At 67.7% G+C, this 11,650-nt stretch carries 10 protein-coding genes and 1 riboswitch; of the genes, 8 read left to right on the forward strand and 2 right to left on the reverse strand.

Going from position 1 to position 11,650, the window contains the following annotated elements:
• The first annotated feature begins 47 nt into the window (after window positions 1-47).
• The 5 genes from NI1_RS35620 (at window position 48) to NI1_RS35640 (ending at window position 3,560) form a co-directional block, all read left to right on the forward strand.
• Complete coding sequence (locus NI1_RS35620) at window positions 48-485, forward strand: Rv0361 family membrane protein (protein ID WP_067830500.1); 438 nt, start codon at window positions 48-50, stop codon at window positions 483-485.
• Between the two features lie 63 nt (window positions 486-548).
• Window positions 549-664: riboswitch (SAM riboswitch) on the forward strand.
• Between the two features lie 15 nt (window positions 665-679).
• On the forward strand, window positions 680-1,102 hold the full coding sequence (locus tag NI1_RS35625; protein ID WP_067830502.1) for a rhodanese-like domain-containing protein: 423 nt from the start codon (window positions 680-682) through the stop codon (window positions 1,100-1,102).
• A gap of 26 nt (window positions 1,103-1,128) precedes the next feature.
• Complete coding sequence (locus NI1_RS35630; protein ID WP_067830505.1) at window positions 1,129-2,343, forward strand: O-succinylhomoserine sulfhydrylase; 1,215 nt, start codon at window positions 1,129-1,131, stop codon at window positions 2,341-2,343.
• Between the two features lie 129 nt (window positions 2,344-2,472).
• Complete coding sequence (locus NI1_RS35635; RefSeq protein ID WP_218026871.1) at window positions 2,473-3,108, forward strand: type 1 glutamine amidotransferase family protein; 636 nt, start codon at window positions 2,473-2,475, stop codon at window positions 3,106-3,108.
• A complete protein-coding gene (locus NI1_RS35640; protein WP_067830509.1) occupies window positions 3,105-3,560 on the forward strand; it encodes a MarR family winged helix-turn-helix transcriptional regulator in 456 nt (151 codons plus the stop codon). Before NI1_RS35635 ends, NI1_RS35640 begins: the two co-directional genes overlap by 4 nt.
• Before the next feature lie 9 nt (window positions 3,561-3,569).
• Here the strand turns inward: NI1_RS35640 and NI1_RS35645 are convergent, their stop codons facing one another.
• Window positions 3,570-4,334 (reverse strand): HAD-IIA family hydrolase, encoded by a 765-nt coding sequence (locus tag NI1_RS35645; protein WP_157535534.1) that lies wholly within the window; start codon window positions 4,332-4,334, stop codon window positions 3,570-3,572.
• A 210-nt stretch (window positions 4,335-4,544) separates the two neighbouring features.
• Here NI1_RS35645 and fgd point away from each other — a divergent pair, with 210 nt between their 5' ends.
• The 3 genes from fgd (at window position 4,545) to NI1_RS35660 (ending at window position 9,012) form a co-directional block, all read left to right on the forward strand.
• Window positions 4,545-5,552, forward strand: coding sequence for a glucose-6-phosphate dehydrogenase (coenzyme-F420) (gene fgd / locus NI1_RS35650; RefSeq protein WP_067830513.1), 1,008 nt, complete (start codon window positions 4,545-4,547; stop codon window positions 5,550-5,552).
• 185 nt (window positions 5,553-5,737) lie between these two features.
• Window positions 5,738-7,819 carry a phosphate acetyltransferase gene (gene pta / locus NI1_RS35655; protein WP_067830516.1) on the forward strand — a complete coding sequence of 694 codons (2,082 nt, stop codon included), beginning with the start codon at window positions 5,738-5,740 and terminating at the stop codon, window positions 7,817-7,819.
• On the forward strand, window positions 7,816-9,012 hold the full coding sequence (locus tag NI1_RS35660; RefSeq protein ID WP_067830518.1) for an acetate kinase: 1,197 nt from the start codon (window positions 7,816-7,818) through the stop codon (window positions 9,010-9,012). Before pta ends, NI1_RS35660 begins: the two co-directional genes overlap by 4 nt.
• 188 nt (window positions 9,013-9,200) lie before the next feature.
• On the opposite strand, the gene NI1_RS35665 is transcribed toward NI1_RS35660, so the two are convergent.
• Window positions 9,201-11,648, reverse strand: coding sequence for a serine/threonine-protein kinase (locus tag NI1_RS35665; RefSeq protein ID WP_067830521.1), 2,448 nt, complete (start codon window positions 11,646-11,648; stop codon window positions 9,201-9,203).
• Window positions 11,649-11,650: the final 2 nt, after the last annotated feature.

An 11,650-nucleotide genomic window follows, 5' to 3' on the forward strand; every position in this document is an offset into this window, starting at 1 on the left:
CCGGAGCCGCGCTCGATACGCCGGTATTGGGCAGGCATGATCTACCCATGAGTGACGTCGATGACCAGCCGGTTCGGATCGATCAGGACGAGACCCGCACCATGCTGCCCTTCCTGGTGGCGGCCGTGGTGATCGTGCTCGTCATCGTCGGCATCGTGATCGCCGCGCTGGTCTCCCCGGCTGAGAAGAATGTCACAGATTCCGATCGATTGGCCATCGCCGCCCGCAATTTCACCGATGCCCGCGGCGGCGCGGAATCGCTCGAAAAGTCCACGGCCTGCGAGGGTTTCGACCCGGCCAAGTCGCCGCTGGCGGGCAAGCCCGGTGAACAGGATCCGAAGTACGCCTACGTAAAACTCGCCGACCCCCGGGTCGAGGGCGACAAGGCGACCGCCCAGGTCACCTGGCAGGCCGGCGACCGGGAATCCACCACCACCTGGCACTTCAGCAAGTCGGGTTCGTCCTGGTTGGTGTGCGATTCGTGACACGGTTTCGATGATCGGCGAACGGTTTGACAGCCGGGCCTCGCACCCGGCACTCTTCTCCCAGGTCATGAGTACCAGCGAAAAGCCCCGGCTGGCTGGTCGGCAACCCTCCTCCGCGGTGGGGTGCTCCGGGTGACGACCTGGCTGTGCATCGGAGAGCGATGCGGCAAGTGCGGATTCACAGGAGGTTTGCAGTGAGCTACGCGGGTGACATCACGCCGAAGCAGGCGTGGGAACTGTTGCGCGACAATCCGGATGCGGTGCTGGTCGATGTGCGCACCGAAGCCGAATGGCGTTTCGTCGGCGTCCCCGACACCAGCGGCATCGGCCGCCCGACCGCGCTGATCGAATGGGTGGACGTCACCGGCACCCCGAACGCGCGCTTCGTGGATCAGCTCAAGGGCATCCTCGCCGAGCGCGGCGCGGACTCCGAAGCCCCCGTCATCTTCATCTGCCGGTCCGGCCAGCGCTCCATCGGCGCGGCCACCGCGGCCACCGCCGTCGGCTTCACGCCGTCGTTCAATGTGGTCGAGGGTTTCGAAGGCGCACTGGACGCACAGGGTCACCGCGGCAGCACCGGCTGGCGCGCCGACGGCCTGCCCTGGCGGCAGTCGTAACCGGCTCGGGTCGATAGGAGGCAGTCATGATCACCGGTGGTTCGTTCGACCGTCCGCTCCCCGAGGGCGTCGGCCCCGCCACGATCAGCGTGCGCGGCGGCACCCGGCGCTCCGGTTTCGAGGAGACCTCGGAGGCGCTGTTCCTGAATTCCGGATTCGTCTACGAGAGCGCCGAAGCCGCCGAAGCGTCGTTCACCGGCGATATCGAGCACTTCGTGTACTCGCGCTACGGCAATCCGACGGTCGCCATGTTCGAGGAGCGGCTGCGCCTCATCGACGGCGCGGAGGCGGCCTTCGCGACCGCGTCCGGCATGTCCGCGGTCTTCACCGCCCTGGGCGCGCTGCTCGGCGCGGGTGACCGATTGGTCGCGGCCCGTTCGCTTTTCGGCTCCTGCTTCGTGGTGGCCAACGAGATCCTGCCGCGCTGGGGCGTGGAGACGGTCTTCGTCGACGGCGAGGATCTGGACCAGTGGGAACAGGCGCTGTCGGTGCCCACCCAGGCCGTGTTCTTCGAAACCCCTTCCAATCCGATGCAGACCCTGGTGGATGTGCAAGCGGTGGCGGATCTTTCGCATGCCGCGGGCGCGAAGGTGGTGCTGGACAACGTCTTCGCCACTCCGCTGCTCCAGAAGGGCTTCGAGCTCGGCGCGGACGTGCTGGTCTACTCCGGCACCAAGCACATCGACGGTCAGGGGCGCGTGCTCGGCGGCGCGATCCTGGGCTCGCAGGAGTACATCGACGGCCCGGTCAAGAACCTGATGCGGCACACCGGCCCGGCACTGAGCCCCTTCAACGCCTGGACGCTGCTCAAGGGCCTGGAGACCATGCCCCTGCGGCTGCGCCAGTCCGTCGAGTCGGCCCTGCGGATCGCCGAGTTCCTGGAGCAGCATCCGGCCGTGGCCTGGGTGAAGTACCCGTTCCTGAAGTCGCACCCGCAGTACGAGCTGGCCAAGCGTCAGATGTCCGGCGGCGGCACGGTGATCACCTTCGAGCTGAAGGCCCCCGAATCAGAGGGCAAGAAGCGCGCCTTCGAGGTGCTCAACGGCCTGCGCATCATCGACATCTCCAACAATCTCGGCGACGCCAAGACCCTGATCACCCACCCCGCCACCACGACTCATCGTGCGATGGGGCCGGAGGGCCGGGCGTCGATCGGCCTCACCGACGGCGTGCTGCGCATCTCCATCGGCCTCGAGGATGTCGAGGATCTGATCGGCGATCTGGATCGTGCGCTGAGCTGATCTGCTCGAACTCCGAAGCCGGGACCGTCCCTGACGGTCCCGGCTTTTTTGCGTCAAGGGGTCCGGGGGCTCAGCCCCCGCCTTCTCCTATTGACAGCTTGCTGTCAAATATGACAGGATGCTGTCATGATGAAGACAGTGCATCTGGCCGTGTACGACACCTTCGCCGACTGGGAGCCTGGTTTCGCCACCGCGCACATCAATCGCGCACTATGGCATCGCGAGCCGGGCACCTGGCAGGTCAAGACCGTCGGACCGACAACCGAACCCGTCACCTCCATGGGTGGCATGACGGTCGTCCCGGATATCGCGCTCGCGGACCTCTCCCCGTCGGACAGCGCTCTGCTGATCCTGCCCGGCTCCGACACCTGGGAAACCGGTGCGCTGAAGGACTTCTCGGACAAGGCTGCCGAATTCCTCGCCGCCGGCGTCCCGGTCGCCGCCATCTGCGGAGCCACCTTCGGCCTGGCGGCGGCGGGCCTGCTGGATGAGCGCAAGCACACCAGCAACGCCGCGGAATACCTTGCCTACAGCGGATATTCGGGCGCCGCCAACTTCGTTCCGCAGCCCGCCGTCACCGACGGTGAGCTGATCACCGGAAGCGGCATCGCCCCCGTCGATTTCGCCGCCGCCATCTTCGCGAAGCTCGGCATCTACGAACCGCACGTACTCGAAGCCTGGATCAAGATGTACAAGCACAACGATCCGGCCGGCTTCTACGCCCTCGCCGAGTACGAGCAGTCCCGCACGGCGGTGGCCGAGTGAACTCGCCCGAGCAGGACCTCTTCGCCACCTCGGCGGTCACCACGTTCAAGCTGAACGGCCAATTCCTGGCCATCGCAGAGGAATTGGCCCGTCCGTCCGGTATCACCGTGGCCTGGTGGATGGTGCTCGGCGCGGTGCTGCGCGAGCCGCTGCCGGTGGCGGGTATCGCCCGCGAGATGGGCATCACCCGCCAGAGCGTGCAGCGGGTGGCGGATCTGCTGGTGGACAAGGGCTTTGCCGAGTACCGCCCGAACCCGGCGCACAAGCGCGCCAAGCTGGTGGCGATCACCGAAGCCGGGCTCGACGCCGTCCGCGCCATCGACCCGCAGCACGCCGCCTACGCCAAGCGCCTCGCGGCGGAACTCGGAGTCGGCGAAATGCGCACCATCGCCGCCGCGCTCACCCGCTTGTCCGCGGCCCTGGACGCGGTCGGCCTGCCCGAAATCGATTGACGGACAGGCTCAGCCGAGCAGCGAGAGCGGATCCTTGGTGTGCCCCACCAGCTCCGCGACCGAGTCGAGGATGAGCGTCGGCCGGTACGGGTACTGCTCCATGGTCGCCCGGCTGGAGATTCCGGTGGTCACCAGCACGGTCCGCATGCCGGCCTCCATCCCGGAGATGATGTCGGTGTCCATCCGGTCGCCGATCATCACCGAGGACTGCGAGTGCGCCCCGATCCGCCGTAGCGCCGACCGCATCATGAGCGGGTTCGGCTTGCCCACGTAGTAGGGCTCCTTGCCGGTGGCCCGGGTGATGAGCGCGGCGACCGACCCGGTGGCGGGCAGGATGCCCTCGCGCGAGGGCCCGGTGGCATCCGGATTGGTCGCGATGAACCGCGCTCCGGCCGAGATCAACCGGATCGCCGTGGTGATGGCCTCGAACGAATAGGTCCGGGTCTCGCCCAGTACCACGTAATCCGGATCGCTGTCGGTGAGCACGTATCCGATCTCGTGCAGGGCCGTGGTGAGCCCGGATTCGCCTACGACATAGGCGGTTCCGCCGGGCCGCTGCTCGTTGAGGAAGTTCGCGGTGGCCAGCGCCGAGGTCCAGATCGATTCGATCGGGATCTCCAGCCCGGTGTGCTTCAACCGCGCTTGCAGATCGCGCGCGGTGTATATCGAGTTGTTGGTGAGGACCAGGAACGGGATCTCGTTGCCGCGCAGTTCGGCGAGGAACTTGTCGGCTCCGGGCACCATGTGGTTCTCGTGCACCAGGACGCCGTCCATGTCGGTGAGGTAGGACAGGATGGGATCAGCAATGGTGGTCACTCGCCCGAGTCTAATTTGCCTTCGCGTTGCGACCCCCACCACAGCTCGCGCCGACTTTGGACCTATGGTGCGAAGGAGACAGTTCGCGCGACGCCCACCCGCGTCCCGATCGGTCGGGCGGGAGGTTGGCCCGCAGAACACAGCGCAGAACAGCGACAGGAGTGGCGCGTGAAGGACCTCAAGCTCGGATACAAGGCGTCGGCGGAGCAGTTCGGGCCCCGGGAGCTGGTGGAACTCGCGGTTTCGGTCGAGGAGCACGGCCTCGACAGCGCGACGGTGAGCGATCATTTCCAGCCCTGGCGGCACAATGGCGGTCACGCCCCGTTCTCGCTGGCCTGGATGGCCGCGGTGGGCGAGCGCACCAATCGGATCCAGCTCGGCACCTCGGTGCTGACCCCGACCTTCCGCTACAACCCGGCGGTGATCGCGCAGGCGTTCGCCACCATGGGCTGCCTGTACCCCGAGCGCATCATGCTCGGCGTCGGCACCGGTGAGGCGCTGAACGAGATCGCCACCGGCTTCCAGGGCGAATGGCCGGAGTTCAAGGAGCGTTTCGCGCGCTTGCGCGAGTCGGTGGATCTGATGCGCGCCCTGTGGACCGGTGACCGCGTCGACTTCGACGGCCAGTACTACAAGACCGTCGGCGCGTCGATCTACGACGTCCCCAAGGGCGGCATCCCCATCTACGTCGCCGCGGGCGGTCCGCTGGTGGCCCGCTACGCCGGTCGTGCGGGCGACGGTTTCATCTGCACCTCGGGCAAGGGCATGGAGCTCTACACCGACAAGCTGATGCCCGCGGTGGCCGAGGGCGCGGCGAAGGCCGGCCGCACCGCCGAGGACATCGACCGGATGATCGAGATCAAGATCTCCTACGACACCGATCCCGAACTGGCCCTTGAGAACACGCGCTTCTGGGCCCCGCTCTCGCTGACCCCGGAGCAGAAGCACTCCATCACCGACCCGATCGAGATGGAGGCCGCCGCCGACGCCCTGCCCATCGAGCAGATCGCCAAGCGCTGGATCGTCGCCTCCGACCCCGACCAGGCCGTGGAGCAGATCAAGCCCTACCTCGACGCGGGCCTGAACCACCTGGTCTTCCACGCCCCCGGCCACGATCAGCGCCGCTTCCTGGACCTGTTCGCCGCCGACATCGCCCCGCGCCTGCGCGCCCTGTAATTCGCTTCCCTCGTCATCCCGGCGTGCTCTTGGCCGGGATCCACACGCCCACCGTGTGGATTCCGGCTGAAAGCGTGCCGGAATGACGGGATCGAGGGCCGCTCGAAGAGTCGGATCCTGTGTCCTTTCGCACGAATACGCGTGGCCCCGGAAATCCGTACATAGCGGTCGGTAATCTTCTGCTCATGGCTGCCGCACCGGTATCGAGTGTGTACATCGCGTCGCCCGAGGGCGACACCGGCAAGTCCACCGTGGCGCTCGGCGTGTTGCAGGCAATGGCCGCCACCACGCCCCGCGTCGGGGTCTTCCGGCCCATCACCCGTGATGCCGACGGGCACGACTACATCCTGGAGTTGCTGCTCGAGCACTCCACCGCGGATATCGACTACGACCAGGCCATCGGCGTCACCTACGAGCAGGTGCACGCGGATCCGGACGCCGCGATCAGCGAGATCGTCATGCGGTATCACGCGGTCGCCAAACTCTGCGACGCCGTGCTCATCCTGGGCAGCGATTACACCGATGTCGCAAGCCCTTCCGAGCTGCGCTACAACGCGCGCATCGCGGTGAACCTGGGCGCGCCGGTGCTGCTGGTGGTGCGCGGTTCCGACCGCACCCCGGCCGAACTCGGCCAGCTGGTGGAACTCTGCCGCGCCGAACTGGTCTCCGAGCACGCGAAACTGGTGGCGGTGATCGCCAACCGCTGCGAGCCCGAGCAGATGGATGCCGATGCGGCCGTGCTGAAGCAGGTCGCCTTGGTGCCGTCCTGGACGCTCCCGGAAGTCCCGCTGCTGCAAGCCCCCACCATGTCCGAGCTCTGCGAGGCCATCGGCGGCGAAATCTACAGCGGCGACCCGGAACTCATGCAGCGCGAGGCCCTCGAGGTGATCGTCGGCGGTATGACGGCCGAGCACATTCTGGAGCGCCTCACCGACGGCGTCGCCGTCATCACCCCCGGCGACCGCTCCGACGTGCTGCTGGCATTGGTGAATGCCCATGAGGCGGAGGGCTTTCCGTCCCTGGCCGGCATTCTGATGAACGGAGCCATGGAGCCCGCGCCGACCATCGCCCGTTTGATGGCGGGCCTCAAGCCGCGCCTGCCGATCCTCGCGACCGAGCTGGGCACCTACGAGACCGCCAAGGCCGCCGCCCGCACGCGCGGGCGGGTCTCGCTCTCCAGCATCCGCAAGGTCGATACCGCGCTGGCGCTCATGGAGGAGTACGTGGATCCGCGAGATCTGCTGGAGCAGATCGAGATTCCGATCCCGAACATCGTGACGCCGCAGATGTTCGAGTACCAGCTCATCGAGCGGGCCCGCAATGATCGCAAGCGCATCGTGCTGCCCGAGGGCGACGACGATCGCATCCTGCGCGCCGCCGGCCGGGTGCTGCAACGCAAGATCGCGGATCTGACCATCCTGGGCGACGAGGCCGCCGTGCGCGGTCGCGCCGCCGAACTCGGCGTGGACATCGAGGCCGCCGAGGTCCTCGACCCGCGCACCTGCCCGCTGCGCGACGAATTCGCCGAGGAGTACGCCCGGCTGCGCGCCCACAAGGGTATGACGGTCGACCGCGCCCGCGAATTCATGAGCGACATCTCGTATTTCGGCACCATGATGGTGCACATGGGTGTCGCCGACGGCATGGTGTCGGGCGCGGCGCACACCACCGCGCACACCATCCGCCCCTCCTTCGAGATCATCAAAACCCAGCCGGGCGTGAACACGGTCTCGTCGGTGTTCCTGATGTGTCTCGCGGATCGTGTTCTCGTATACGGCGATTGCGCGGTGGTCCCGGACCCGACCTCGGAGCAGCTGGCCGATATCGCCGTCTCCTCGGCCCGCACCGCCGCCCAGTTCGGCATCGACCCGCGCGTCGCCATGCTCTCCTACTCGACCGGTGAATCCGGTTCCGGCGCGGACGTGGACAAGGTGCGCGCGGCCACCAAGTACGTGCACGAGCGGGAACCGCAGCTGCTGGTGGAGGGCCCGATCCAGTACGACGCCGCGATCGAGCCGACGGTGGCGCGCACCAAGCTGCCGAACTCCGAGGTCGCCGGGCAGGCAACGGTTTTCATCTTCCCGGACCTCAATACCGGCAACAACACCTACAAGGCCGTGCAGCGCAGCGCCGGGGCCGTCGCCATCGGCCCCGTCTTGCAGGGTCTGCGCAAGCCGGTCAACGATCTCTCGCGCGGTGCGCTGGTCGCCGACATCGTGAACACCGTCGCGATCACCGCGATCCAGGCGCAGCAGGAGGCACAGTGAAGGTCCTGGTCATCAATTCCGGGTCGTCGTCGATCAAATACCAGCTGCTGGACCCGGATTCGACCGATGTGGTGGCCTCGGGCATGGTGTCGCGGATCGGTGAGAGCCTGCCCGATGACGTGGTGACCATCGAACACAAAAGCGACGGCAAGACTTTCGAGCATCAGGGCGAGATAATCGATCACGCGGCCGGGCTGCGGGCGGTCTTCGGGCTGTTCGCCGACAGCGGTCATGATCTGGCCACCGAGGGACTGGGCGCGGTCGGGCACCGGGTGGTGCACGGTGGCGAGGTGTTCTACGAGCCGACGCTGATCACCGATGACGTGGTGAAGGCCATCTCCGACCTGTCTTCGCTTGCGCCGCTGCACAATCCGGCCAATGTGGTGGGTATCGAGAGCGCCCGCGCCCTGCTGCCGGAGGTGCCGCAGGTCGCGGTGTTCGACACCGCCTTCTTCCATCACCTGCCCGCCGCCGCCAAGACCTACGCCATCGACGCCGAAACCGCTGCCGCGCACGGTGTTCGCAAGTACGGCTTCCACGGCACCTCGCACGAGTACGTGTCCGGCCAGGTCGCCGACTTCCTGGGCCGCGAAACCACCGACCTGAACCAGATCGTGCTGCACCTGGGCAACGGCGCCTCCGCCTCCGCGATTCGCGGCGGCCGCGCGGTGGACACCACCATGGGCCTGACCCCGCTGGAGGGCCTGGTCATGGGCACCCGCTCCGGTGACCTGGACCCGGGCATCATCTTCCATCTGATCCGCACCGCGGACATGGATGTGAACGATGTGGATGCTTTGCTGAACCGGCAATCCGGCATCAAGGGCCTGTCCGGAGTCAATGACTTCCGCGAGCTCGGTCAGCTCATCGAAAAGGGCGATACCGCAGCCAAACTCGCCTTCGAGGTCTACATCCACCGCCTGCGCCGCTACCTCGGCGCGTACCTGGTGGAGCTGGGCCGCGTGGACGCCATCACCTTCACCGCCGGGGTGGGGGAGAACGACGCCAAGGTGCGCGCCGCCGCACTGGCCGCCCTGGAACGCTACGGAATCCGGATCGACGAGGCCCGCAATACCGCCAAGGACCGTTCCGCCCGCCAGATCTCCACCGACGACTCGGAAGTCGCGGTGCTGGTGGTGCCGACCAACGAGGAACTCGCCATCGCCCGCGCATCGGCCAAGCTGGTCGCCTGACGCTTCACGAAAACGTCACGATGCGCTTGGCATCGTGGTCCTCGGATCCGGTTCCTCCGGTTCACCGGAACCCGTGTCGCACAACGCACAACCGCGGTTGGGAACGAACTTCCCTCGCCGATCCCACGACCTGAAGGCTGCCCCCGAAGGTCACCGCGGTAGCGACACGGGGTCCCTCCGGTGCCGGCTCAGAACCAGGACTTGGCGCGCACCGCGTTCGCGAGATCCACCAGGTTGTATCGATGCCCGCGCTCCGGGGCCGACCGTGCCAGCCCGCGCAGCCCGGTCTCGATGCCCTGGCGCAGCACCCGTTCGGTGAACGGCGCGCCGAACAGCTTGGTATCAGCCGATTTCGGGCTGTTCCCGGCCTGCAACCATCCCAGCGCGGTGCCCAGCACCAGTACCCGCAATTGCGCGCTCCGGCTCTCCCCGGGCGGCAGCGCCTGCACCCGTGCCGCCGCCACATGCAGCGTCGATTCGTCGATTTCGTGTACCGGAGCCGAGGCCAGCAGCATCAGCACCGCCGTCATCCGGGCCTCGGAGTAATGCCGGGAGGCGGGCGGCACCTCGTCGAGCGCGTGCACCGCCGTGTCGGTGTGCCCGGCCGCGGCCAGCTGCCGCGCCAATCCGAAGGCCGCGCTCACCACCCCGCGATCGGTCCGCCACACGGTGTCGTAGTAGGTCTCGGCGTAGCACCGCCACTGCTCGGGATCCTCGGAATCCCAGTGCTGGAGCACGAGTTCCGCGGTGGCCGCCAGCGCCAGCTTGGGCGCGATCTCACCGGGCAGCGCCTGGAGGACGGCATCGAACCGGCTGAACGCCCGCTCGTAATCCAGCTCCAGCAGCTCGGTCATGCCCAGATACCAGTCGATGCGCCAATCCGTGGCGGGCGGTTCCGGCCGATCGTCGAGCCGCCGCAGCAGCATGCGCGCCGCCGCCGGCTCGTCCAGATCCAGATGCGCCCGCACCTCGGCGAGGGTGACCTCCAGCTCGAAGGACTCCGGCGCGCCGCCGGGTTCGGCCGCCGCCCGCTGCCGGGCATGCCGCAGTTCGTCGAGCGCGTGCCGCGGTTCCGGATGCGCCGCACCCGCCAGCAGCGGCGCGGACGGATCGGCGGAGTCCACGATCGGCACCGGCAGCGCCGCCACCACATCGCGCGGCTGCAACAGCGTCCCGCGATCGAGCCCGTCGATCAGCCCGTCGGTCTGCGCCACCAGCTCACCCGTCCCGAAACTGGTGCGCGGCGGACTGAACAGCGTGGACAGCTGCGGGTGCTCGTTGCCGGTTTCGACCGCGAGAATCTCGCGCAGCACGCCGGTGAGCTGTCCGGCCAGCACCCGCGCGGACGGGAAACGCCGGTCCGGGTCCGGATCGGTGGCGCGCAGCAGCAGCCGGTGCAGGAACTCGTGCTTCGCCAGCACGGGCTGGGTGGCGGGATCCGGAATCCCGTCCACGTAAGCGCCTTTCACCATCGGCATGTTCAGCACCAGCACGGCCAGGGTGCGCCCCACCGTGTACATGTCCGAGGCGACGGTGGGCCCGGTGTGCGCGATCTCGGGCGCTTGGAAACCCCTGGTGCCGTACAGGTTTCCGTACGCCTCGAACTGCGACACCGCACCCAGGTCGATGAGCTCCACCCGATCGGTGGTGACCATGATGTTGTCCGGCTTGAGATCGTTGTAGGCCAGCCCCACCGAATGCAGATAGTCCAGTGCCGGAAGGATTTCCAGGATGTAGGCGATGGCCTCGGTCACCGGCATGCGCGCCGGTTTCACGTACTGATCGAGCAGATCGCGCAGCGAATGCCCGCCCACGTACTCCATCACGATGTACCCGACCGGCGTCCCGTCCGGGCCCGGATGCTCCACGAAATTGTGGATCTTGACGATGCTCGGATGCGCCACCTCGGCCAGGAACTGCCGCTCGGCCAGCGCCACCGCCTGCGCCTCGGCGTCACCGGCGTGCAGCAGGCCCTTGAGCACCACCCATCGATCGCTCACATTGCGGTCGATGGCCAGATAGATCCAGCCCAGCCCGCCGTGCGCGATACAGCCCTGGATCTCGTACTGCCCCGCCACCCGATCCCCGGGATACAGTGAGGGCCGGAAATCATAGGGCGCGCCGCAGGTTTCGCAGGTGCCGACGGTGTTCGCGGCGTGCATGGGCGTGGCGCGCCCGACCGGCTTCCCGCACCGCCAGCAGAAGCGTCGCCCCTCGGCCACCATCGGATCGGCCAGCACGGCGGCTTCCGGATCGACCGGTTCCACCGCCGGAATCGACACCAGTCCCGCCCCGAGCCGCCGCACCACCGGCCGCGTCCGCGCCATCCGTGCCGTCCGCTGCGAGGGCCGGGTGGGGGTCCGCACTTCGCCCTCGGATTCGCGCGCCGAAACCTCGCCCACCGCAGCCGTATTCGGTCCGGTGAAGCGCGGTGCGGCCTCGGTCCAAGCCCACCCTTGCGTCCCCGCGACCGCTTCGGTGCCCGGCGAATGCTCCTGCTCCGCATCGGATTCCGGTCGCGGGCTGACCTCGGTGCGCAGGAAGGTCTCGGTGCCGATCGGGCGGTGGTAGGCGGCGGTGCTGTCGGCTTCGGCCGCGGCATCCTGATCCGGTTCGGGCTCGGGGGTCTCGGTCATAG

Source organism: Nocardia inohanensis NBRC 100128 (assembly GCF_001612945.1).
In the GTDB taxonomy this organism is placed as follows: domain Bacteria; phylum Actinomycetota; class Actinomycetes; order Mycobacteriales; family Mycobacteriaceae; genus Nocardia; species Nocardia inohanensis.